Origin of the sequence: Variovorax paradoxus (genome assembly GCA_016806145.1) — a bacterium.
GTDB lineage: Bacteria > Pseudomonadota > Gammaproteobacteria > Burkholderiales > Burkholderiaceae_C > Variovorax.
Window position 1 is genome coordinate 6303707 of the sequence record CP063166.1, and the last position, 23292, is coordinate 6326998.

24 protein-coding genes are annotated in these 23292 nt (G+C 70.4%); 17 read left to right on the forward strand and 7 right to left on the reverse strand.

Annotated elements, in window-relative coordinates; translation table 11 throughout:
- Positions 1-56 precede the first annotated feature (56 nt).
- The 3 genes from INQ48_29445 (at position 57) to INQ48_29455 (ending at position 2554) form a co-directional block, all read left to right on the forward strand.
- Positions 57-863, forward strand: coding sequence for a histidine kinase (locus tag INQ48_29445; GenBank protein ID QRF57367.1), 807 nt, complete (start codon positions 57-59; stop codon positions 861-863).
- A gap of 79 nt (positions 864-942) precedes the next feature.
- Positions 943-2103, forward strand: coding sequence for an acyl-CoA dehydrogenase family protein (locus INQ48_29450; protein ID QRF57368.1), 1161 nt, complete (start codon positions 943-945; stop codon positions 2101-2103).
- Between the two features lie 148 nt (positions 2104-2251).
- Positions 2252-2554 carry a Dabb family protein gene (locus tag INQ48_29455; protein QRF57369.1) on the forward strand — a complete coding sequence of 101 codons (303 nt, stop codon included), beginning with the start codon at positions 2252-2254 and terminating at the stop codon, positions 2552-2554.
- Between the two features lie 19 nt (positions 2555-2573).
- On the opposite strand, the gene INQ48_29460 is transcribed toward INQ48_29455, so the two are convergent.
- Positions 2574-3869 carry a DEAD/DEAH box helicase gene (locus tag INQ48_29460; protein ID QRF57370.1) on the reverse strand — a complete coding sequence of 432 codons (1296 nt, stop codon included), beginning with the start codon at positions 3867-3869 and terminating at the stop codon, positions 2574-2576.
- A 99-nt stretch (positions 3870-3968) separates the two neighbouring features.
- Here INQ48_29460 and INQ48_29465 point away from each other — a divergent pair, with 99 nt between their 5' ends.
- From INQ48_29465 to INQ48_29485, 5 genes are all read left to right on the forward strand, one after another.
- A complete protein-coding gene (locus tag INQ48_29465; GenBank protein ID QRF57371.1) occupies positions 3969-4355 on the forward strand; it encodes a translation initiation factor Sui1 in 387 nt (128 codons plus the stop codon).
- Positions 4355-4591 carry a DUF3820 family protein gene (locus tag INQ48_29470; protein QRF57372.1) on the forward strand — a complete coding sequence of 79 codons (237 nt, stop codon included), beginning with the start codon at positions 4355-4357 and terminating at the stop codon, positions 4589-4591. The genes INQ48_29465 and INQ48_29470 overlap by 1 nt, the downstream gene beginning before the upstream one ends.
- Before the next feature lie 190 nt (positions 4592-4781).
- Positions 4782-5237 carry an RNA-binding protein gene (locus tag INQ48_29475; GenBank protein ID QRF57373.1) on the forward strand — a complete coding sequence of 152 codons (456 nt, stop codon included), beginning with the start codon at positions 4782-4784 and terminating at the stop codon, positions 5235-5237.
- Positions 5238-5450: 213 nt separating this feature from the next.
- Entirely contained in the window at positions 5451-5939 is a 489-nt protein-coding gene (locus INQ48_29480) for a tripartite tricarboxylate transporter TctB family protein (protein ID QRF57374.1), read from the forward strand.
- A gap of 13 nt (positions 5940-5952) precedes the next feature.
- Entirely contained in the window at positions 5953-7464 is a 1512-nt protein-coding gene (locus tag INQ48_29485) for a tripartite tricarboxylate transporter permease (protein QRF57375.1), read from the forward strand.
- Between the two features lie 53 nt (positions 7465-7517).
- On the opposite strand, the gene INQ48_29490 is transcribed toward INQ48_29485, so the two are convergent.
- Positions 7518-8276 carry a TSUP family transporter gene (locus INQ48_29490; GenBank protein QRF57376.1) on the reverse strand — a complete coding sequence of 253 codons (759 nt, stop codon included), beginning with the start codon at positions 8274-8276 and terminating at the stop codon, positions 7518-7520.
- A gap of 416 nt (positions 8277-8692) precedes the next feature.
- On the opposite strand from INQ48_29490, the gene INQ48_29495 reads away from it, so the two are divergent.
- Both INQ48_29495 and INQ48_29500 read left to right on the forward strand, forming a co-directional pair.
- The gene (locus INQ48_29495) at positions 8693-9928 is read left to right on the forward strand and encodes an ammonium transporter (protein ID QRF57377.1); all 1236 of its coding nucleotides are present in this window, start codon (positions 8693-8695) and stop codon (positions 9926-9928) included.
- A gap of 6 nt (positions 9929-9934) precedes the next feature.
- Complete coding sequence (locus tag INQ48_29500; GenBank protein ID QRF57378.1) at positions 9935-10249, forward strand: hypothetical protein; 315 nt, start codon at positions 9935-9937, stop codon at positions 10247-10249.
- On the opposite strand, the gene INQ48_29505 is transcribed toward INQ48_29500, so the two are convergent.
- The 4 genes from INQ48_29505 to INQ48_29520 all read right to left on the reverse strand — a co-directional run bounded on the left by INQ48_29505 (position 10246) and on the right by INQ48_29520 (position 15852).
- Entirely contained in the window at positions 10246-11925 is a 1680-nt protein-coding gene (locus tag INQ48_29505) for a thiamine pyrophosphate-binding protein (GenBank protein QRF57379.1), read from the reverse strand. The genes INQ48_29500 and INQ48_29505 overlap by 4 nt on opposite strands.
- Before the next feature lie 130 nt (positions 11926-12055).
- Positions 12056-13291 (reverse strand): pyridoxal phosphate-dependent aminotransferase, encoded by a 1236-nt coding sequence (locus tag INQ48_29510; GenBank protein QRF57380.1) that lies wholly within the window; start codon positions 13289-13291, stop codon positions 12056-12058.
- Positions 13288-14205, reverse strand: a complete 918-nt coding sequence (locus INQ48_29515; protein ID QRF57381.1) for an amino acid ABC transporter substrate-binding protein — start codon at positions 14203-14205, stop codon at positions 13288-13290. The genes INQ48_29510 and INQ48_29515 overlap by 4 nt, the downstream gene beginning before the upstream one ends.
- 105 nt (positions 14206-14310) lie before the next feature.
- Positions 14311-15852, reverse strand: coding sequence for an aldehyde dehydrogenase family protein (locus INQ48_29520; protein ID QRF57382.1), 1542 nt, complete (start codon positions 15850-15852; stop codon positions 14311-14313).
- A gap of 259 nt (positions 15853-16111) precedes the next feature.
- Here INQ48_29520 and INQ48_29525 point away from each other — a divergent pair, with 259 nt between their 5' ends.
- Positions 16112-16615 (forward strand): hypothetical protein, encoded by a 504-nt coding sequence (locus INQ48_29525; protein ID QRF57383.1) that lies wholly within the window; start codon positions 16112-16114, stop codon positions 16613-16615.
- Here the strand turns inward: INQ48_29525 and INQ48_29530 are convergent.
- Complete coding sequence (locus INQ48_29530; GenBank protein QRF57384.1) at positions 16605-17441, reverse strand: IclR family transcriptional regulator; 837 nt, start codon at positions 17439-17441, stop codon at positions 16605-16607. The genes INQ48_29525 and INQ48_29530 overlap by 11 nt on opposite strands.
- 207 nt (positions 17442-17648) lie before the next feature.
- On the opposite strand from INQ48_29530, the gene INQ48_29535 reads away from it, so the two are divergent.
- The 6 genes from INQ48_29535 to INQ48_29560 are packed head-to-tail and all read left to right on the forward strand — an operon-like array spanning position 17649 to position 23256.
- The gene (locus tag INQ48_29535) at positions 17649-18719 is read left to right on the forward strand and encodes an ABC transporter ATP-binding protein (protein QRF57385.1); all 1071 of its coding nucleotides are present in this window, start codon (positions 17649-17651) and stop codon (positions 18717-18719) included.
- Positions 18716-19576 carry an ABC transporter permease gene (locus tag INQ48_29540; protein ID QRF57386.1) on the forward strand — a complete coding sequence of 287 codons (861 nt, stop codon included), beginning with the start codon at positions 18716-18718 and terminating at the stop codon, positions 19574-19576. Before INQ48_29535 ends, INQ48_29540 begins: the two co-directional genes overlap by 4 nt.
- A 4-nt stretch (positions 19577-19580) precedes the next feature.
- Entirely contained in the window at positions 19581-20375 is a 795-nt protein-coding gene (locus tag INQ48_29545; protein ID QRF57387.1) for an ABC transporter permease, read from the forward strand.
- Positions 20376-20672: a (2Fe-2S)-binding protein gene (locus tag INQ48_29550; protein QRF57388.1), complete on the forward strand. Its 297-nt coding sequence runs from the start codon at positions 20376-20378 to the stop codon at positions 20670-20672.
- On the forward strand, positions 20669-22078 hold the full coding sequence (locus INQ48_29555; GenBank protein ID QRF57389.1) for an FAD-dependent oxidoreductase: 1410 nt from the start codon (positions 20669-20671) through the stop codon (positions 22076-22078). Before INQ48_29550 ends, INQ48_29555 begins: the two co-directional genes overlap by 4 nt.
- Positions 22075-23256, forward strand: coding sequence for an FAD-binding oxidoreductase (locus tag INQ48_29560; protein QRF57390.1), 1182 nt, complete (start codon positions 22075-22077; stop codon positions 23254-23256). Before INQ48_29555 ends, INQ48_29560 begins: the two co-directional genes overlap by 4 nt.
- Positions 23257-23292: the final 36 nt, after the last annotated feature.

The window sequence follows — 23292 nt, forward strand, 5'->3', positions numbered from 1 at the left end:
GGTACCACCGATTCCCGGGGGCGAGCGGTGCCGTCTTGCTGTCGAAAGGACATCCCATGACACCGCTCGTCGCAGGCCAGCTGCTGTCGCCCGAATACTCGTTGGGGCTGGTGGCACTGTCGTACTTCATCTCCTTCGCCGGCTCGCTGACCGCGCTGATCTGCGCCGGACGCATGGTCGGCCCCGATGGCCGCCCGAACCTCGCGGCCGTGGCCTGCGCCGCGGTGGCGCTCGGCGGCATCGGCATCTGGTCGATGCACTTCATCGGCATGCTGGCGTACCGGCTGCCGATCTCGATCGCCTACAACATGCCGCTGACCGTGGTTTCGCTGGTGGCGGCGATCCTGATCTCGGGCATCGCGCTCTACCTCGCGGGCGGACGCCGCAGGTTCAGCCGCGCGGGCTGGCTCGCGGGCAGCCTGCTGGCCGGCCTGGGCGTGTGCGTGATGCACTACATGGGCATGTTCGCGATGAACAAGCGCGCGTCGATGCAGTTCGATCCAATGGCAGTCGGGCTGTCGGTGCTGATCGCCATCAGCGCCGCCGCCGCCGCGCTGTGGCTGGCCTTCAACGTGCGCAAGCTCAGTCTGCAGATCGGCGCCGCGGCCGTGATGGGCCTGGCGGTGTGCACCATGCACTACGTGGGCATGAGCGCGGCCACCATGGTCTGCACCGCCGCCGCCCCGGTCGACGCGCTCGCCATCGGCGGCAGCTACATGGGCCTCACGGTGTTCGGCACGGCCGGCGCGGTGCTGATCTTCATCTACTGGGTGCTCACCGGCAACAGCATCGAGTCGCCGATCTCGGCCGCCTCGAACGCGCGGCCGGCGCCGGCCACGGCGCGCCGCGCGCGCACCAGCTAGTTGGCGCAAGCCCCGAGACCGGGGCGCGCCTAGAGTGGCCTGCGATCGGGGCCGGGAGTGCCCCGCCCGTACGGACAGCATGCACTACACGCACGAACACCTCGAGATCCAGAAGACCCTGCGCCGCTTCATCGACGAGGAGATCAATCCGCACGTCGACGCGTGGGAGGCGGCCGAGGCCTTCCCCGCGCACGCGGTCTTCAAGAAGCTCGGCAACCTCGGCCTGCTGGGCCTCAACAAGCCCGAGGCCTACGGCGGCGCCGGCCTCGACTACTCGTACGCGATGGCGCTGGCCGAGGCGCTCGGCCACGTGAGCTGCGGCGGCGTGCCGATGGCGATCGGCGTGCAGACCGACATGTGCACCCCCGCGCTCGCGCGCTTCGGCAGCGACGAACTGCGCCGCGAATTCCTCGCGCCGGCGATCGCGGGCGACACCGTGGGCTGCATCGGCGTGTCCGAGCCGGGCGCGGGCAGCGACGTGGCGGGGCTCAAGAGCCATGCGCGCAAGGATGGGGACGACTACCTCATCAGCGGCCAGAAGATGTGGATCACCAACAGCCTGCAGGCCGACTGGATGTGCATGCTGGTCAACACCGGCGACGGCCCGGTGCACCGCAACAAGTCGCTGGTGATCGTGCCGATGGACAGCCCCGGCATCGAGAAGGCGAAGAAGATCCGCAAGATCGGCATGCATTCGAGCGACACCGGCCTGATCCATTTCGACGAGGTGCGCGTGCCGCAGCGCTACCGCATCGGCGGGGAAGGCCAGGGCTTCGTCTACCAGATGCAGCAGTTCCAGGAAGAGCGGCTGTGGTGCGCGGCCAGCTCGCTCGAGCCGATGGACGACTGCATCGCGCAGACCATCGAATGGGCCCAGCAGCGCAAGATGTTCGGAGGCACGCTGGCCGACCAGCAGTGGGTGCAGTTCAAGCTGGCCGAGCTCAAGACCGAGGTCGAGGCGCTGCGCGCGCTGACCTACCGCGCCTGCGACCTCCATGTGCAGGGCCAGGACGTGACCGAGCTGGCCTCGATGGCCAAGCTCAAGACCGGCCGGCTCACGCGCGAGGTGGCCGACACCTGCCTGCAGTTCTGGGGCGGCATGGGCTTCACGCTCGAGAACCGCGTCTCGCGGCTGTACCGTGACGGCCGGCTGGGCTCGATCGGCGGCGGCGCCGACGAGGTGATGCTCGGCATCCTCGCGAAGACCATGGGCATCGCGAAGCGGCCGCCGCGCGGCTGAGCCCGCCGTCCGCGGAAAACTGTTCTCCAGCGGCGACGCGGTCTTTCGTGCCGCGCCTGCATACCATCGTCCGCACGCCGCGGGCCCCTTCCCTGCCCCGCGGCAGCTGGAGGCCTCGCGTGATCTTCGTCTTTCATCCCCCCGCGCCATGTTCAAGCACATCGTGATGTGGGACCTGCGCGCCGACACGCCCGAGGAGAAGGCGCGCGTCACCCGGTTCGTGAAGCAGCAGTTCGAATCGCTGCGCGGCCAGGTCCCGGGCCTGCTGCGCATCGAGGTCGGCATCGATTCGAGCCGCGTCGCGTATGCCTGCGACGTGGTGCTCTATTCGGAGTTCGACAGCCAGGCCGCGCTCGACGGCTATGCCACGCATCCGGCGCACCTGCGCGTGCGCGAGGCGCTGGGCGATCTGCGGATCGCGCGGCACCAGGTGGATTTCGCGGCCGAATAGGCTCGCGAGATCCGTACCGTCAATCCTGGGCCGGCGGCTTGCCGGCCTTCGCCGCTTCCGCTGCCTGCGCCGCGCGCAGCTTGTCCTTCTTGCTCGGCCGCGTGCCCTTGATCCCGCCCGTGCCGCTCGCATCGACCAAGGGCGGCGCGACCTCGGTGGGCTCGAAACCCTCGATGCGCTCGCGCGGCACGCGCCGGTCCTGGCGCTTCTCGATCAGGCGGAAATGCGCCTCGGAGGCCGGCGTCACGAAGCTGATCGCCAGGCCGCTCTCGCCCGCGCGGCCGGTACGGCCGATGCGGTGCACATAGTCGGTGGGCGAGCGCGGCAGGTCGTAGTTGACGACCACCGGCAGCCGCGCGATGTCGAGGCCGCGCGCGGCCAGGTCGGTGGCCACCACCACGTCCCAGCGGCTCTGCTTGAACTGGTCGAGGATGTCGGTGCGCGCGCCCTGCGAGATGTCGCCGTGGAAGGGCACGGCATAGATGCCGTGGCGGTAGAGCTTCTCGGCCACGGTCTGGGCGGCATGCTGGGTCGCGACGAAGACCAGCACGCGGCCCCAGGCCTCGCCGTGCTGCTCGAGCAGGTGGCGCAGCAGCTGGGTGCGGCGGGTGCTGTCGACCTCGATCGCGCGCTGCACGATGTCGGGCGCGGTGCCGGGCTCGCCCTGCACGTCGATCGTTTCGGGGTCGCGCAGCATGCGGTCGGCCAGCGCCTGGATGGCCTGGGGAAAGGTCGCCGAGAACAGCAGGTTCTGCCGCTTCGCCGGCAGTTGGGCGAGGATGCGGCCCAGCTCCTCGGCGAAGCCCAGGTCGAACAGGCGGTCGGCCTCGTCGAGCACCAGCGTGGCGATGCCGTCGAGCCGCAGCGCGTTGTGCTCGACCAGGTCGAGCAGCCGGCCCGGCGTGGCGACGATCAGGTCGGCGCCGCCGCGCAGGCCCATGAGCTGCGGATTGATCGACACGCCGCCGAACACCACGGCGATGCGCAAGCGGTCGGGCAGTGCGCGCGCCAGGTCGCGCAGGGTCTCGCCGACCTGGGCCGCGAGCTCGCGCGTGGGCACCAGCACCAGCGCGCGAAGCCGGCGCTCACCCCCGGCGGAGTCGGCAGCCAGCCGGTGCAGCAGCGGCAGCGAGAATGCCGCGGTCTTGCCCGAGCCGGTCTGGGCCGAGCCGCGCAGGTCGCGTCCCTGCAGAATCGCGGGAATGGCCGCGGCCTGGATCGCGGTCGGCGCGTCGTAGCCGCGTTCGCCGGCGGCGCGCACGAGCGCCGGGGCCAGCCCCAGCGATTCGAAGGACGGGGTGGGCGCAGCGGTCAAGCGGCGGTCTCCACTCGGAAGAAGGCGGGCGGCAGGTGCATCGGAAAGGCTCGTCTGGGCTGGTGGAAAAGAAATCGGGAACGAAGAGAACGCAAGAACATGGCAACCCACAAGGACAACCCGGCGGCCACCCGTCTGGTGTATTCGACCGAGGCCGGCGGCCGCATGTGCCCCGATTGCGGCGAACCGCTGGCGCAATGCCGCTGCAAGGACCTCGCCGAGCAGGCGCGGCTGCGCGCCGCCGATGGCATTGTGCGTGTGTCGCACGAGACCGCGGGCAGAAAAGGCAAGGGCGTGACCGTGGTGAAGGGCGTGGCGCTCGATGCGGCGGGCCTGCTTTCGCTCGGCAAGCAGCTCAAGGCGGCCTGCGGCACCGGCGGCACGGTGAAGGACGGCACGATCGAGATCCAGGGCGACCACCGCGAACAGGTGATCGCCACGCTCACGAAGCTGGGCCACACGGTCAAGCGCGCGGGAGGCCGCTGATGAAGCCCGAGGACCTCGAGCGCCTGGTCACGCTGGCGATGCCGTTCGGCAAATACAAGGGAACGCTGATCGCCGACCTGCCGGGCAACTACCTGACCTGGTTCGCGCGCGAGGGTTTTCCCGCGGGAGAGATCGGCCGCTTGCTCGCCCTGATGCATGAAATAGACCACAACGGGCTCTCCGGTCTGCTCAAACCGTTGCGAAACCGCCCGTCGGGATCAGAGGTTTCCCGATGAATGTGCAATTAAAAGCTTGATTTCCCGGCCAAACCGGGATAATCGCCGCTACGTGTCAGTGAGCCATCGGCTCCCGTGCACGTTATCCGGTGATCGGTCAGTTTCGCGCACAGCGCCTTTGTTTGTTGTGATTCTGGGACTCCATCGCTTTTTCTGTTATTTGGTTTTTTTGAGTTGAGGAGTCCCTTTCATGGGCAAGAAACTTTACGTGGGCAATCTCGCCTACTCGATCCGTGACAACGACCTGGAGCAAGCTTTCGGCGCCTACGGTGCCATCGTCAGCGCCAAGGTCATGATGGAACGTGACACCGGCCGCTCCAAGGGCTTCGGCTTCGTGGAAATGGGTACCGACGCCGAGGCGCAAGCTGCGATCGCCGGCCTGAACGGCCAGCCGGTCCAGGGCCGCGCCCTGACCGTGAACGAAGCCCGTCCGATGGAAGCCCGCCCGCCCCGTAGCGGTGGCGGCGGCTACGGCGGTGGTGGCGGCGGTTACGGCGGTGGTGGCGGCGGCGGCGGTTACGGCGGCGGCGGCGGTGGTCGCAGCGGCGGTGGCGGCGGCTACGGCGGCGGCGGCGGTGGCCGCAGCGGCGGTGGCTACGGCGGCGGCGGTGGCAGCGACGACGGCTACGGCCGCGGCGGCTACTAAGCTCTCGCAGCACCCACCCATCGAATGGCGGCCCGGCCGCCTTTCACTGAAAAGCTCCTTCGGGAGCTTTTTTCGTTTCTGCGCCACCCGTGCACCGGGGCCGCGCGGGCTTACCCGTAGTAAGCGCTACGCATTAGTCCCTACCGGTCAGGTCAGCCAGCGGTCAGTCGCCGGAAACGACCCTCATCCCTCCAAAACAGAGGGTCGAGAGACATGAAAATCAAGAGCCAGGCCGACTTCTTTTCAGGAGTCATGTTCACGGCCGTGGGCGGCGCCTTCGCCATCGGCGCCACCGCATACAACATCGGCGACGGGGCCCGCATGGGTCCCGGTTACTTCCCGCTCATGCTGGGCATCCTGCTCGCGCTGCTCGGGCTGGGGATCATGTTCCAGGCCATGGTGGTCGAGACCACCGACGGCGATCCGATCGGCAAATGGGCCTGGAAGCCGCTGGCCTACGTGCTGGGCGCCAACCTCGCGTTCGGCGTGCTGCTCGGCGGCCTGCCGAGCATCGGCCTGCCGGCCATGGGAATGATCATCGCGATCTACGCGCTCACCATCATCTCGAGCATGGCGGGCGAACACTTCAACCTGCGCGACGTGCTGGTGCTCGCCACCATCCTCGCGGCGGGCAGCTACGTGGCCTTCATCTGGGCGCTCAAGCTCCAGATCCAGGTCTGGCCCACCTTCATCGCCGGTTGAGGAGCACACCGCCATGGAACTGTTCCACAACCTCGCGACCGGCTTCGGCGTCGCCTTCACCTTCACCAACCTGCTGTACTGCCTGGTCGGCTGCATTCTGGGCACGCTGATCGGCGTGCTGCCGGGCATCGGCCCGGTCGCGACCATCGCGATGCTGCTGCCCGCGACCTACGCACTGCCGCCGGTCTCGGCCCTGATCATGCTGGCCGGCATCTACTACGGCGCGCAGTACGGCGGATCGACCACCGCCATCCTGGTCAACCTGCCCGGGGAGTCGTCCTCGGTCGTGACCTGCATCGACGGCTACCAGATGGCAAGGCAGGGCCGCGCGGGCCCGGCGCTCGCGGCCGCGGGCCTGGGCTCGTTCTTCGCGGGCTGCGTCGGCACGCTGATCCTGGCCGCCTTCGCGCCGCCGCTGACCGAGCTGGCCTTCAAGTTCGGCCCGGCCGAGTACTTCTCGCTGATGGTGCTGGGCCTGATCGGCGCGGTGGTGCTGGCCTCGGGCTCGCTGCTCAAGGCGGTGGCGATGATCGTGCTGGGCCTGCTGCTGGGCATCGTCGGCACCGACGTGAATTCGGGCGTGGCGCGCTTCAGCTTCGACATCCCCGAACTGACCGACGGCATCGGCTTCGTGGTGATCGCCATGGGCGTGTTCGGCTACGGCGAGATCATCGGCAATCTCTCGCAGCCCGACGACGAGCGCGAGGTCTTCACGCACAAGGTCAAGGGCCTGTGGCCCACCAAGGACGACTTCAAGCGCATGACGCCCGCGGTGCTGCGCGGCACGGCCCTCGGCTCGGCCCTGGGCATCCTGCCCGGCGGCGGCGCGCTGCTGGCGGCCTTCGCGGCCTATGCGCTCGAGAAGAAGATCAAGATGCGCCCGGGCGAAGTGCCCTTCGGCAAGGGCAACATCCGCGGCGTGGCCTCGCCCGAGTCGGCCAACAACGCCGGCGCGCAGACCTCCTTCATTCCGCTGCTGACGCTGGGCATCCCGCCCAACGCCGTGATGGCGCTGATGGTGGGCGCGATGACGATCCACAACATCCAGCCGGGTCCGCAGGTGATGACCAGCAACCCCGAGCTGTTCTGGGGCCTGATCGCCTCGATGTGGATCGGCAACGCGATGCTGATCATCCTGAACCTGCCGCTGATCGGCATGTGGATCAAGCTGCTGACGGTGCCCTACAAGTTCCTGTTCCCGGCGATCGTGCTGTTCTGCGCCATCGGCGTGTACTCGACCAACAACAACACCTTCGACGTCTGGATGGTCGCGATCTTCGGCTTCGTCGGCTACCTGTTCCTCAAGCTGCGCACCGAACCGGCTCCGCTGCTGCTGGGCTTCATCCTCGGGCCGATGATGGAAGAGAACCTGCGGCGCGCGCTGCTGCTGTCGCGCGGTGCCTGGAGCGTGTTCGTCACGCGGCCGCTGTCGGCCGGCCTGCTGGTGGCCGCGGCGCTGCTGCTGGGCATCGTGCTGCTGCCGGCCGTGAAGTCGAAGCGCGAGGAAGCCTTCGTCGAGGATTGAGCGCCCCGCGCATCCCATGAAAGAAAAGGCCCCGGTTTGTCCCGGGGCCTTTTCTATTGGAGGAAGGCGTCGTACGCGGTCTTGAGGATCAGCACGCTGACCACGACCATGAACACGATCCGCACGAAGCCCGCGCCGTGCCTGAGCGCCACGCGCGTGCCGATCAGGCTGCCGGCCACGTTGGCGACCGCCATCGCCAGCCCGTAGTGCCACCAGACGTGGCCCTTGAGCGCGAGCAGCAGCAGCGCCGCGCCGTTGGTGAGCACGTTGATGACCTTGGCCGAGGCCGAGGCGTTGAGGAAGTCGTAGCCCATCCAGCGCACGAACAGGAACACCAGGAAGCTGCCCGTTCCGGGACCGAAGAAGCCGTCATAGACGCCGATGCCCAGCCCGATGCTGCAGGCCGCAAACGTCTCGGCGCGGCCGGTGAAGCGCGGTGCGTGGTGGCGCCCCATGTCCTTGCGCGCCAGGGTGTAGAGCAGCACCGCCAGCAGGATCGCGGGCAGCGCGCGGCGCAGGAAATCGCCCGGGAACTGGGTGACGCCCCAGGCGCCGGCCAGCGCGCCGCAGAAACCGGCCAGCGCGGCCGGCCAGAGCGCGCCCCAGCGCATCCGCACGCGCTGGCTGAACTGCGCCGCCGAAGCGGCCGTGCCCCAGATCGACGCACTCTTGTTGGTGCCCAGCAACGTGGCCGGCGGCGCGCCGGGAAAGGCGGCGAACAGCGCCGGCACCAGGATCAGTCCACCCCCACCCACGATCGCATCCACGAACCCCGCGAGCAGCGAGGCCGCGGTCATCAGCCACATTTCCATGGCCACGATTGTCGCACCGGGATCGCTATCGAAAGAGTAGCTACAGACGGCGGCGCAGCCGACTCTCTGGCCGCTTTTCAAGGCAAGGAATCGGGGCGCCGATGCGACAGCGACAGGCAAAAAAAAGCGCCGACCAGCGGCGCTTCTGAATTTTTCAACCCGGCTCTCGGATGTAGCCTTTTGGATGATTGTTCTTGTCGATCGGGAATTTGTCTCCTCGGCCCTCGGCAGCACGAGCAGGGCCCGTTCGCGAGTGGCTGGACTTTAGGGGGTGCACCGCCGCAGTGCATTGGGAATTACCCGCTTTGCCTTACTTTCGCGCACGGCGTAGCAAACCAAAGTGTTTCACGCAGTTAACGATGTGGCACGACTTGTGCACAGAGCCAGGACCATCACTCCAAGAAGAGACCGCCGCCATGGCCCTGGTACCGCAAGCCTCCATCAGCGCCGCGGACACCGCGTGGATGATGACCTCCACGGTGCTGGTGCTGCTGATGACGCTGCCGGGCATCGCGCTCTTCTACGCCGGCATGGTGCGGCGCAAGAACGTGCTCGCCACCATGGCCTGCGTGGTCGCCATCGCCGCGGTGGTGTCGCTGACCTGGTTCGCGCTCGGCTACTCGCTGGCCTTCACGCCCGGCTGGCCCTGGCTCGGCGGCACCGGGCGCTTCTGGTTCGCGGGCTTCGACTACCTGAAGGATGCCGGCACGCTGGCCGTGAGCCACGTGGCGCCCAACGTGCCCGAGACGGTCTACGCGATGTTCCAGCTGAGCTTCGCGATCATCACCACCGCGCTGGTGCTCGGCGCCTTCGTCGAGCGCATGCGCTTCTCGGCCGTGCTGTGGTTCGCGCTGCTGTGGAGCGTGCTGGTCTATGCGCCGATCGCGCACTGGGTCTGGGAACCCGGCGGCTGGCTCGCGCAGATGGGCGCTCTCGACTTCGCGGGCGGCTCGGTGGTGCACGTCAACGCGGGCGTGGCGGGGCTGGTCTGCGCCTATGCGCTGGGCCGGCGCCGCGGCTATGGCCGCGAGCCCTTCGAGCCCTACAACCTGGCCTTCACCATGGCCGGCGCCAGCCTGCTGTGGGTGGGCTGGTTCGGCTTCAATGCGGGCTCGGCCGTGGCGGCCGACGGGCGCGCGGGCCTCGCGATGCTGGTCACGCACGTGGCGGCGGCCGCCGGTGCCGCGAGCTGGATGATCGCCGAGTGGACGGTGCGCCGCAGCCCCTCGCTGCTGGGCCTGTGCTCGGGCCTGGTCGCGGGGCTGGTGGCGATCACGCCGGCCGCGGGCTTCGTCACGCCGCCCTCGGCGCTGGCCATCGGCGCCATCGCCGGCCTGGCCTGCTACTGGGGTGCCACCGGCCTCAAGCGCCTGCTGGGCGCGGACGATTCGCTCGACGTGTTCGGCGTGCACGGCATCGGCGGCATCGTGGGCGCGCTGCTCACGGGCGTGTTCGCCGACAAGGCCATCTCGGGCGCCAGCGGCAACGTGCTGACGCAGGCGATCGCGGTCGGCGGCGTGGCGGTCTACAGCGCGGCCGGCACCGCGATCGTGCTGTTCCTGGTGCGCGCGCTGGTGGGGCTGCGCGTCGATCCCGACAGCGAGGTGCAGGGGCTCGACCTGGCCCAGCACCGCGAACACATCGGAGGCTGAACCGAGATGGATGGCCACGTCATGTCCGAGAGCGAGCGCATCGCGCTCGCGGCACGCCTGCACGTGGCCCTGCGCCGCAAGCACGGCCGCGTGACCGACACCGAGTGGATGGCCGTCAATGCCGAGTACGCCACCGAGATGGTGCGCTTCGCGCGCGCGCACGCGGCAGAAACCCACGACGACGAGCTCGCGGCCATCGCGTTGCGGCTCGAGCAGGCGATGGAGCCGCTGGCACGCGCCGCGCGGCTCGAGGCCGCGGCGCGGCTGCCCGACGGCAGCGGGCGGCAGCCGCCGCCGAAGTACATCGGCGGCCTGCGTTAGACCGTCTTCGCGAGCGCCGTGTCGCGGATCGCCTGCAGCGTGGTCGACGGCGTGATCGCCTCCGGATCGAGCACGCAGTGCAGGATCGCGGGCTTGCCGCTGGCCCGCGCACGCGCCAGCGCGGGGCCGAACTCGGCGGTGCTCGTCACGCGCTCGCCGTGGCCGCCGAACACCTCGGCATAGCCGCGGAAGTCGGGGTTCTTCAGCTGCGTGGCGCTGACGCGGCCCGGGTAGTGGCGCTCCTGGTGCATGCGGATGGTGCCGTACATGGCGTTGTCGAGCAGCACCACGAGGATCGGCAGCCCGTACTGCACCGCGGTCGCGAACTCCTGGCCGTGCATCAGGAAGTCGCCGTCGCCCGCGAACACCACCACCTCGCGCTGCGGCCACAGCCGCTTCGCGCCGACGCCGGCCGGCAGGCCGTAGCCCATCGAGCCGCTGGTGGGCGCGAGCTGGCTCGCGAAGGCGCGGAACGGCCAGAAGCGGTGCACCCAGGTCGCGAAGTTGCCCGCGCCGTTGCAGAAGATGGTGTCGTGCGGCAGCACCTCGCGCAGATGCTGCATCACCTCGCCCATCTGCAGCGGACCCGGCACGCGGATCGGCGCCGGATCGCTCCAGTGCAGGAACTCCTCGCGCGCCTCGGCCGTGCGCGACTTCCAGGCCGGCGCCTGCGCCGGCTTGAGCCCGGCCACCGCCTCGGCGAAGGCACGCGGCGTGGCATGGATGCCCAGCGCGGGCCGGTAGAGCCGGCCGAGCTCGTCGGCATCGGCATGCACGTGCACCAGCGCCTGCGCGGGCTGCGGAATGGCCAGCAGCTCGTAGCCCTGCGACGGCACCTCCGACAGCCGGCCGCCGACCAGCAGCACCAGGTCGGCCTCGCGGATGCGCTGCAGCATGCGCGGATTGGCGCCCAGCCCCAGGTCGCCCGCGTAGCAGGGATGCTCGGCCGACAGCAGCATCTGGCGCCGGAACGAGCAGTACACGGGCAGCGAGAAGTCCTCGGCGAATTGCGCGAACTGCCGCGTGGCCTCGGCCGACCAGCGGCCGCCGCCGAGCACCACCACCGGCCGCTCGGCCTGCGCGAGGCGCTGCTGCAGCTCGGCGAGCTGCGCCGCGCCCGGATGGGTTTCGGTCACGGCATAGGGCAGCGCGTCGGCCACCGCGGCGGCCTCGGTCAGCATGTCCTCGGGCAGCGCGATCACCACCGGACCGGGCCGGCCCGAGGTCGCCACGTGGAAGGCGCGCGACACCAGCTCGGGCACGCGCGCGGGGTCGTCGATCTGCACCACCCACTTGGCCATGGTGCCGAACACCGCGCCGTAGTCGAGCTCCTGGAAGGCCTCGCGCCCCAGGGCCTCGCGCGCCACCTGGCCCACGAACAGCAGCAGCGGCGTCGAGTCCTGGTGCGCGATGTGCACGCCGGCCGAGGCATTGGTCGCGCCCGGTCCGCGCGTGACGAAGCACACGCCGGGCCGGCCGGTGAGCTTGCCCTGCGCTTCGGCCATCATGGTGGCGCCTCCCTCCTGGCGGCAGACCGTGACGGCGATCGATGCGTCATGCAGCGCGTCGAGCACCGCGAGGAAGCTTTCGCCGGGAACGCAGAACAGCTGCTCGACGCCGTGCAGGACGAGCTGGTCGACCAGGAGCTGGCCGCCGGTGCGGGGGGAGTGATTCAAGTGCTTTCTCCAAGGAAGGGTTTTGCTCCTTCCCCCGCTGGGGGAAGGCCGGGATGGGGGCACCGGGCGATGGATGCGCCGCGAGCCCCCACCCCGGCCCTCCCCCAGCGGAGGAGGGAGACATGCGAAGTCATTCGAGCGCCGCGCAGGCCGCCGCGATGCGCGCGCAGGCCTCCTCGAGCTGCGCCATCGAGGTCGCGTACGAGATGCGGAAATAGGGCGCGAGCCCGAACACGCTGCCCGGCACCACCGCCACCTCGAAGTCCTCGAGCAGGTAGCGGCAGAAGTCCGCGTCGCTGGCCAGCAGCGCGCCGCGGCGCGTGCGCCGTCCCAGCAGGCCCTCGCAGCGCGCGAAGGTATAGAACGCGCCCTCGGGCCGCGGGCAATGCAGGCCGTCGATGCGGTTGAGCGCGGCCACCACGAAGTCGCGCCGGCGCTGGAAGTCGTCGCGCCGCTCGGCCACGATGCCCTGCGGCCCGGTCAGCGCCTCGATCGCCGCGGCCTGGCTCACCGACGAGGGGCACGAGGTGGTCTGGCTCTGCACCACGGCCATCGCCGCGATCAGCGCGCGCGGCCCGGCGCCGTAGCCCACGCGCCAGCCGGTCATCGCATAGGCCTTCGACACGCCGTTGATCGTCAGCGTGCGCTCGCGCAGCCGCGGCTCCACCGCCGCCGGCGTGGCGAAAGCGAGGCCGTCGTAGAGGATGTGCTCGTAGATGTCGTCGGCCAGCACCCACACGCGCGGATGCCGCAGCAGCACCTCGCACAGCGGCTTCAGCTGGTCGGCACCGTAGGCCGCGCCGCTCGGGTTCGAGGGCGAGTTGAGGAACAGCCAGCGCGTGCGCGGCGTGATCGCCGCCTCGAGCTGCGCGGCCTCGAGCCGGAAGCCCTGCGCGTCGCCGCAGGGCACGCCGACCGGCACGCCGCCGCAGATGCGCACGATGTCGGCGTACGAGGTCCAGTAGGGCGCGGGCAGGATCACCTCGTCGCCCGGATCCAGGCTCGCCATCAGCGCATTGAAGATCACCTGCTTGGCGCCCGCGCTCACGCTGATCTCGTCGAGGCCGAAGTCCAGCGCGTTGTCGCGCCTGAACTTGAGCTGCACCGCCGCCTTCATCGCCGGGCTGCCGTCGAGCACCGTGTAGCGCGTGTCGCCGCGCCCGATGGCGCGCACCGCGGCCTCGCGCACGTTGTCGGGCGTGTCGAAGTCGGGCTCGCCCGCGCCCAGCACGATCACCGGGCGGCCCGCGCGCTTGAGCGCATTGGCATGGTCGGTGATGCGCAGGATCTCCGACACGCCGAGCGCGCGCACGCGCTGCGCCGGCACGAAGTCCGAGGAAGAAGAGGCGGCGGTAGCGGGACTCACTTGGCGTAGCTCTCCAGCGGCTTGTCGTTGGGCTCGAGCACCAGCTGCTTGAGCACCGCGCTCATCGGCAGGTTCAGGCTGGTGTTCTTCGGCGGAATCGGCGCCACGAACCACTTGGTGTAGATGCGCTCGAGCTCGCCGCTCTTCATGAGGCGGCGCAGCGCGCCGTCGACCGCCGCCTTGAAGGCCGGGTCGTCCTTGCGGAACAGCAGCGCGATCGGCTCCGAGCCCAGCGGCTCGCCGGCGATGCGGTAGGCCGTCGGGTTCTTCGAGTTCGCGATGATCCCGGCCAGCAGGTTGTCGTCGAGCACGAAGGCATCGGCGCGGCCCGACTCCATCAGCAGGAAGCTCTCGAGGTGGTCCTTGCCGAGCATGGTGTTGATGCTCACGTTGTTGGTGCGCTCGCGCTTGCGCAGCAGCTGCACCGCCGTCGTGCCGGTCGAGGCCGACACGGTGCGGCCCGCGAGCTGGTCGAGCGTGGTGATGCCCGAGTCGACGCGCGTGGCCATGCGCACCTCGCTCACGTAGGTGGTGAGCGCGAAGGCCACCTGTTGCTGGCGCGCGAGGTTGTTGGTGGTGGGGCCGCAGCCGATGTCGAGCGTGCCGTTCTGCACCAGCGGGATGGTGTTCTGCGCGGTGACCGCCATGTACTCGAGCTTCGCGGCCGGCACGATGTCCTTGAGCACGCGCTCGCACAGCTCCACGTGGTAGCCCACGTACTTCTCGCCCGCGCCCAGCATGTAGGCCATGGGCGGCGAGGCCTCGCGCACGCCGAGCACCGCCTTGCCGCTGGCGGCGATCTTCTCGAGCGTGCCCGCGGGCGCAGGTTGCTGCGCGCCGGCCGTGGCGGCCAGGGCCAGCAGCAGCGTGGCGGCCGCGGCCTTGAGCGGGTGCAGGGATGGGATGAAGGTCATGTCGTCGTCTCCTCGTCGTTGTGGTGATGGGTCTGGCGCTCGCGCAGGCATCCGCCCGCGGCGACGCTCATGCGCCGCCGCGGCCAAAGCCTGCGCCGCGGGAAATCAGTCGCCGATGTCGAAGGTCACGCCTTGAGCGAGAGGCAGTGCCGTCGAGTAGTTGATGGTGTTCGTCGCCCGGCGCATGTAGGCCTTCCAGCTGTCGGAGCCGGCCTCGCGGCCGCCGCCGGTTTCCTTCTCGCCGCCGAAAGCCCCGCCGATCTCGGCGCCGCTCGGGCCGATGTTGACGTTGGCGATGCCGCAGTCGGAACCGGCGCACGAGAGGAAGCGCTCGGCCTCGCGCATGTCGAGCGTGAAGATCGACGACGACAGGCCCGCGCCCACCGCGTTGTGCTGCTCGATCGCCTCGTCGAGCGAGGCATAGCGCACCACGTAGAGGATCGGCGCGAAGGTCTCGCGCAGCACCGCGCCGGCATGGGCCTTGAGTTCGACCAGGGCCGGGCGCGCGTAGTAGGCCTCGGCGCCGCCGATGCCCTCGACGCGGCCGCCGCCATGCACGACGGCGCCGGCATCGCGGCTCTCGTCGAGCGCCTTCTGCATGCCCTCGAAGGCCGCGCGGTCGATCAGCGGACCGACCAGCGTGCCGGCCTCGCGCGGATCGCCGACCTTCACGCCGCCATACACCTTGACGAGGCGCGGCACCAGCTTGTCGTACACGCTCTCGTGCACGAACAGCCGGCGCAGCGTGGTGCAGCGCTGGCCCGCCGTGCCCATGGCCGCGAAGGCGATCGCGCGCAAGGTGAGGTCGAGGTCGGCCGAGGGCGTGACGATGGCCGCGTTGTTGCCGCCGAGCTCGAGGATGGCGCGCGCGAAGCGGGCCGCGAGCTTGGGGCCGACCTGGCGGCCCATGGCGGTGGAACCGGTGGCCGACAGCACCGCCACGCGATGGTCGTCGACCAGCAGCTCGCCGATGTCGCGCTGGCCCAGCAGCAGGCCGAGCAGGCCCTCGGGTGCGTCGGCGCCGAAGCGCTCGATGGCGCGCGCGGCGATCGCATGCACCGCGAGCGCGGTCAGCGGCGTCTTCTCGGACGGCTTCCACACCACCGGATCGCCGCACACCAGCGCCAGCGCCGCGTTCCACGACCACACCGCGACCGGGAAGTTGAAGGCCGAGATCACGCCGCACACGCCCAGCGGATGCCAGGTTTCCATCATCCGGTGCTCGGCGCGCTCGGTGGCCAGCGTGAGGCCGTAGAGCTGGCGCGACAGGCCGACCGCGAAGTCGCAGATGTCGATCATTTCCTGCACCTCGCCCGCGCCCTCGGACGGCACCTTGCCGGCCTCGAGCGTGACCAGCCGGCCGAGGTCGCGCTTGGCCGCGCGCAGTTCCTCGCCGAGCAGCCGCACCAGTTCGCCGCGCCGCGGCGCCGGCACCGCGCGCCAGGCCTTGAAGGCGGCATGCGCGCGCGCAATGGTCTCGGTGGCCGCGGCCGGCGCGGTCTGCGCGACCTGCGCGATCACCTCGCCCGTGAGCGGCGAGCGCACCGTCAGCGCGCCGCCGACATGGGACTCGCGCGGCACGCCCAGGCGCTGGAGCAGTTGTTCGACTTCGGAAGGGAGGGAGACGGAGGTGTGGACTTCGGACATGGCGCGCTCCGCGGGGGAGTCGGGAAGAAGGAAGAAGGAAGGCGACCGGGGTCGGGGGAACCGCGCCAATATCTGCGAAGTGGGCGGGGTTGGCTAGTGAAAATATGGAAGGACCTGATGCGTTTGGCGAAGGAACTCGGCCGCCGAAGCGCGCGTCCGCATGACCCGCCGCGCGCGTTCCTCGAAACGGCTCGCGCGCCTACGCACCGATCCGCGCCCGGCGCCGACGATGCGGCACCCTCACTTCGCCGCCCCTGCCATGAAGCTGATCCACACCCTCTATGCCGCGGTCCATGCGCTGATGGCGCTCGCCTTCGCCATCGCGTCGCTGGTTCTGATCGTGATCGCGGCACGCGCCGGCTGGGGCGCGGTCGTGCACGACCTCGACCTGCCGGCCGCCGAAGCGATCATCGAGGCGGTGGGCCTGCTCGCGGCCGCCGTGGTGGCGCTGCAGATCTCGCAGACGGTGGTGGAGGAAGAGGTGGTGCGCGACGCCCACATCGGCGCGCCGACGCGGGTGCGCCGCTTCCTCTCGCGCTTCATGGTGGTGATCGTGGTGGCGGTCGCGGTCGAAGGACTGGTCGCGACCTTCAAGGCGCGCGAGGCGCCGGAGCTGATGCTGCATGCGGCCGCCATGCTGGGCGCGGTCGGGCTGATGATGGCCGGCTGGGGCCTCTTCATCCGGCTCAACCGCTATGCCGAGGAACTGGAGCCCGAGGCGATGCAGGAAGCGAAGAACGAGGACCGCAAGCTCAAGCAGTGATCCTCTGCCCCGCCGGCGACCCCGCCAGGCTCTGCGCGGGCCGGCGCAGCGAGGCATCGAAGGGATTGATCCTCGGCCCGATCGCCAGCGCCTCGCGCTGCAGCAGGTCGACCACGGTCGGCAGCCGGTCGGCGTTGAGGCGGTCGGCGATGGTGCCCACGCTCAGCGCGGCCACGGCGCGGCCCTCACGGTCGAGGATGGGCACGGCCACGCCGGCCATGCCTTCGAGCAGGCCGGTGTTGCGGCCCGCGAAGCCGCTCTGGCGCACGCGCTCGATCTCGGTGCGCAGGTAGACCTCGTCGTACACGCCGTACTCGCGCACGCGCGAGAGGTTGAAGCGGATCACCTCCTCGCGCTCGCCCTCGGGCAGGAAGGCCAGGATCGCGAGCGCGCCCTGCCCCACGCCGAGCGCGATGCGCCCGCCGATGTCGCCGGTGAACGAGCGGATCGGGAACGGGCCCTCGCTGCGGTCGAGGCACACGGCGTCGAAGCCGCTGCGCACCAGCAGGAAGATGCTGTCGCCCAGGCTCGCGCACAGGCGCAGCAGCGCGGGCCGGCACAGGGTGCGCAGGTCGCCGGGATTGCCGGCGTTGGCCGCGAGCGCGAAGAACTCGATGCTCAGCCGGTACAGCTTGCTGCGCTCGTCCTGCTCGACCACGCCCTCGGCCATCAGCGACTGCAGCAGGCGGTGCGTGGTGGCCTGCGTGAGGCCGACGGCGCGCGCGATCTGGGTGACGCGGCCGCCCTCGGCCTGCACCACGCCGAGCGCCCGGATCACCGAAAAGATGCGCGGCACGCCGCCGCTGGCCGCGGTTGTGGTTTCCATGTCCCGTTTCCTTGGAATACGTCGATCTTGCTCGGGCCATCATATTCCATTGAACGGAATAAATTAAAGAAATATTCTGATTAATGGAATACCCGTGGCGGTCTGGCGCGATCGTTGCAATAGAGTGAACCGAAAGCACTCACGCATTCACGGCCCCGGCGCCCGCGCGCCGGCCGTGGATTCCGACCCCCGACGAAAGGCGTTTCCATGTCATTCCTGCGGCTCAGCGACGTGTCCAAGTCCTATGGCGGCACCCGCGCGGTGACGGCCATGAACCTCACTGTCGAGAAGGGCGAGTTCGTCTCGCTGCTCGGCCCCTCGGGCTGCGGCAAGACCACCACGCTGCAGATGATCGCGGGCTTCGAGGCCGTGACCAGCGGCCGCATCGAGCTCGCGGGCCAGGACATCACGCATGCCAAGGCCAACACGCGCGGCCTGGGCATCGTGTTCCAGAGCTATGCGCTGTTTCCGCACATGACGGTGGCCGACAACGTGAGCTTCGGCCTCGAGATGCGCAAGATGCAGAAGGCCGAGCGCCGCGAGCGCGTGCAGCAGGCGCTGGCGCTGGTGCACCTCGAGGCACATGCCACGCGCTATCCGCGCGAGCTCTCGGGCGGCCAGCGGCAGCGCGTGGCGCTGGCGCGCGCGCTGGTGATCGAGCCGCCGGTGCTGCTGCTCGACGAGCCGCTGTCGAACCTCGACGCCAAGCTGCGCGAGGAGATGCAGTTCGAGCTGCGCCAGATCCAGCGCAAGGTCGGCACCACCACGGTCATGGTCACGCACGACCAGAGCGAGGCGATGTCGATCAGCGACCGCGTGGTGGTGATGGAAGCCGGCCGCGCGACGCAGATCGACCATCCGTACCGCGTCTACGAGCATCCGAGCACGCGCTTCATCTCCACCTTCGTGGGCAAGGCCAACCTGCTGCCGGGCCGGGTCACGGCCTGCGGCACGGGCAGCTGCAACGTGGCGGTCGGACCGCTCGCGGTCGAGGTGGACGAAGGTGGCTACGACAGCGGCGCCGCCGTGCTGATGAGCGTGCGCCCCGAGAAGCTGCAGCTGGTGCCCGCGGGCACCGGCCGGCTCGACGGCACGGTGCAAGAGCGCTTCTTCCTCGGCAGCCAGTGGCTCTACCGGCTCGCCACGCCGGCCGGTGAGCTGATGGTGCTGAGCCCCAACGACGGCCGCGCCGCGCTCGACGAAGGCGACGCGGCCGGCATCGACTGGCCCGCGCACTGCACGCGCCTGTTGCGCGACGACGCGGCGGTGGCGGCATGAGCGGAACTTCTCGCAAGGCCACGCCCTGGTGGCTCTCCGGTCCCGCGCTGGTGCTGTTCATTGCGCTGCTCGTGGTGCCGCTGCTGCTCACGGCCGTGCTGTCCTTCAACGTCTACGACCCGGCCAGCGGCCCGCGCGCCGGCGAGTTCACGCTCGCGCACTACGCGCAGGTGTTCGGCGACGACTACTACCACGGCATCTTCTGGCGCACCTTCTGGATCTCGGCGCTGGTCACGCTGATCTGCGTGCTGATCGGTGCGCCCGAGGCCTATGTGCTGAGCCGCATGCGCAACCCCTGGCGCTCGGTGCTGCTGCTGGTGGTGCTGGCGCCGCTTTTGGTGTCGGTGGTGGTGCGCGCCTTCGGCTGGAGCATGCTGCTGGGCCCCGAGGGCGCGGTCAACGCGCTGCTGCAGCTGGTGGGCATCGGCCCGGTGAAGATCCTCTACACCAGCGCGGCCGTGGTGATCGCGCTGGTGCACGTGATGCTGCCGTTCATGGTGATCCCGGTCTGGACCTCGCTGCAGAAGCTCGATCCCGGCGTGGAGAACGCGGCGCTCTCGCTCAATGCCACGCCCTTCACCACGCTGCGCCGCATCGTGCTGCCGCAGGTGATGCCCGGCATCCTCTCGGGCAGCCTGATCGTGTTCGGCCTCGCGGCAAGCTCGTTCGCGATCCCCGGCCTGCTCGGCGGACGCCGCCTCAAGATGGTCGCGACCGTGGTCTACGACGAGTACCTGAGCGAGCTCAACTGGCCGCTCGGCGCGGCGGTGGCGCTCACGCTGCTGGTGGCCAACCTCGTGGTGATGCTGAGCTACAACCGGCTCGTGGAAGGCCGCTACAAGAAGGCGCTGGGGTGAGGCCATGAGCAAGAACGGCCCCATCGCCCTCGCGTTCAACGCGCTCGTCATCACCTTCATGCTGGCCCCGCTGCTGGTGGTCTGCATCGTCGCGTTCACGCCCGAGAACACGCTGACCATCCCGACCACGCACTTCTCGCTGCGCTGGTTCGAGGCGGTGTTCGCGCATCCCGACTTCATGCAGTCGTTCTGGAACAGCCTGTGGCTCGCGCTGAGCGCGGCCACCATCGCGACGCTGCTCGCGGTGCCGGCCGGCATGGCGATCACGCGCTACGACTTCCCGGGCCGCGATTTCCTCAACGGCCTGTTCCTGTCGCCGCTGATCATTCCGCACCTGGTGCTCGGCGTCGCGCTGCTGCGGCTGTTCGCGCTGGTGGGCGGCACGGGCAGCTTCGGCTGGCTGGTGATGGCGCATGCGCTGATCGTCACGCCCTACACGCTGCGGCTGGTGGTGGCGGCGCTCGTCGGCTTCGACCGCAGCGCCGAGCAGGCCGCGCTCTCGCTGGGCGCGAGCCAGGCCACCGTGTTCCGCCGCATCACGCTGCCGATGATCCTGCCGGGCGTCACCGGCGGCTGGATGCTGGCCTTCATCAACAGCTTCGACGAAGTGACGATGTCGATCTTCGTCACCTCGCCGAGCACGGTGACGCTGCCGGTGCGCATGTACATGTACGCCACCGAATCGATCGACCCGCTGATGGCCGCGGTGTCGGCGCTGATGGTGGCCGTGACCGCCATCGCGATGGTGGTGCTCGACCGGCTCTATGGCCTGGACCGCGTGCTGGTGGGGCGCAAGTAGATGGCGACCCATGCACTGCTGCACCGCGTGGCCGAGACCGGCCGCGCCACGGTGCCCTTCACGCTCGACGGCGCGCCCGCGTCGGCGCTGGCCGGCGACACGGTGCTGACCGCCGTGCTCACGCAGGCCGCCCAGCTGCGCCGCAACGAGTTCAGCGACGCGCCGCGCGCGGGCTTCTGCATGATGGGCGCCTGCCAGGACTGCTGGATCTCGACCGCCGAGGGCGAACGGCTGCGCGCCTGCTCCACCTTCATCGCGCCGGGCATGGCGCTGGTCACCGGGCGGAGCGAGGCATGACGACGACGGCCCATCCTCCCGTGATCGTCGGCGCCGGCCCGGCCGGCGTGCGCGCCGCGCAGGCGCTGGTCGCGCATGGCCTGCGGCCGATCGTCATCGACGAGGCCGCGCGCGCCGGCGGACAGATCTACCGCCGCCCGCCCGCCAACTTCGTCGAACGCGCGGCGGCCACGCTCTACGGCTTCGAGGCCGGGCGCGCGAACGCGGTGCACGCGGCCTTCGACGGCCTGCGCGATCGCATCGATTACCGGCCCGACAGCCTGGTATGGAACGCGCAGGGCGGCGTGCTCGACGTGCTGCACGGCCCGACGCGCAGCACCGCGCGCGTGCCGCATGGCCCGCTGATCGTGGCCACCGGCGCCACCGACCGCGTGCTGCCGCTGCCGGGCTGGACCCTGCCCGGCGTCTACACGCTCGGCGGCGCGCAGGTGGCGCTCAAGTTCCAGGGCTGCGCCATCGGGCAGCGCGTGGTGTTCATGGGCACGGGGCCGCTGCTCTATCTGGTGGCCTACCAGTATGCGAAGGCCGGCGCGCGGGTCGCGGCCGTGCTCGACACCGCGCGCCTCGCGGACCAGGTCGCGGCGACGCCCGCGATGCTGCGGCAGCCCGCGGTGCTCGCGAAGGGCGTCTACTTCGTTGCCTGGCTGCGCGCGCATGGCGTGCCGCTGCATGGCGGCGTGCGGCCGCTGCGCGTGCTCGGCGACGATGCCGCGAGCCGCGTCACCGGCGTCGCCTGGCACGACGGCCGCGAGGAGCGCCGCATCGATTGCGATGCCGTCGGCTTCGGCTATGCGCTGCGCTCCGAGACCCAGCTCGCCGACCTGCTGGGCTGCCGCTTCGAGTTCGCGCCGATGCACCGCGCCCACCTGCCGGTGCGCGACGCGGCAGGCCGCTCGAGCGTGGCGGGCGTGTACCTCGCGGGCGATGGCGCCGGCATCATGGGCGCCGACGCGGCCGAGTGGGCCGGCGAGCGCGCGGCGCTCGCGCTGCTCGCGGACCAGGGCGTGGCCGTCGATGGCGCGCGCGCCGCGCTGCTCGAACGCAAGCTCGACACGCTGGCGGGCTTTCGCCGCGGACTCGAACGCGCGTTTCCGCTGCCGCAGGACTGGGCCGCCCACGCACCCGACGAGCTCGTCGTCTGCCGCTGCGAGAACGTCACGGCCGGCACGCTGCGCCAGACGGTCGCGGTCAACGGCGCCGACGAACTCAATCGCCTCAAGGCGCTGTCGCGCGTGGGCATGGGCCGCTGCCAGGGCCGCATGTGCGGCGTGGCCGCGGCCGAGATCCTCGCGCATGCAACCGGCCAGCCACTCGCGCAGGTCGGCCGGCTGCGCGGGCAGGCGCCGGTCAAGCCGATACCGATCCGGCTCGTCACGCAGGCCCCCGCCGATGGAGTCAGCGCATGAGCACCACCCGCACCCTGCGCACTGACGTAGCGATCGTCGGCGGCGGCATCGTGGGTTCGTCGGCCGCGCTCGCGCTGCGGCGCATGGGCCTGGACGTGGTGCTGCTCGAGCGCGACCTCTGCGGCTCGCGCTCCAGCGGCGTCAACTACGGCGGCGTGCGGCGCCAGGGCCGGCCCTTGAGCCAGCTGCCGCTGGCGCAGCGCGCACACCGCATCTGGGGGCGGCTCGGCGAGCTGATCGGCACCGAGGGCGAGTACCAGCGCTCGGGTCATTTCAAGATCGGCCGCAGCGAGGACGACATGGCCGCGCTCGAGCGCTACCGCGCGAGCGTGCGCGACGCCGGCTTCGACCTCGGGCTCGAGCTGGTGACGGGCGCGCGGCTGCGCGAGCACTGCCCCTGGCTCGGCGCGCGCGCGCTCGGCGGCTCGTTGTGCATCGAGGACGGGCAGGCCAATCCGCGTCTGGTGTCGCCGGCCTTCGCGCTCGCGGCGCAGCGTGCGGGCGCGCGGGTGTTCGAGCGCCATCGCGTCGACGAGGTCGCGCACGACGGCACGCTGTTCCGGCTGTGCGCCACGCATGCCGAGGGCACGCTCGAGGTGCGCTCGCCGGTGCTGCTGAACTGCGCGGGCGCCTGGTCGGGCCCGATCGCCACGCACTTCGGCGAGGCCGTGCCGCTGCAGTCGGGCCATCCCGCGATGGCGGTGACCGAGCCCCTGCCCTTCTTCATGGACTGGAGCCTCGGCGTCGAGGGCGGCGGCATCTACTGCCGCCAGGTCGCGCGCGGCAACCTCGTGCTCGGCGGCGGCGCCGGCATCGGCCTCGATGCCGAGCGCGCGCGTTCCGAGCGCGACGCCATCGCCACGCTGTCGACGCAGGCGATCGAGCTGCTGCCGCGGCTCGCGCATGCGCATTTCATCCGCACCTGGAGCGGCACCGAGGGCTACCTGCCCGACCGCCAGCCGGTGCTGGGGCCGAGCCGCACCACGCCCGGCCTGTTCCACGGCTTCGGCTTCGCGGGCGCGGGCTTCCAGATCGGCCCGGCCGCGGGCGAGGTGCTGGCCGAACTGGCGCGCGACGGCCGCAGCACCACGCCGATCGAGGCCTTCGCGATCGAGCGCTTCTTTCCCGACACGCGGGCCGAGCGGCCCGCCGAAGCCGCCGCATCGGCCTCGCACTGAACCCGACAAGAGCAACCCACCGCAACCGCAGATCCA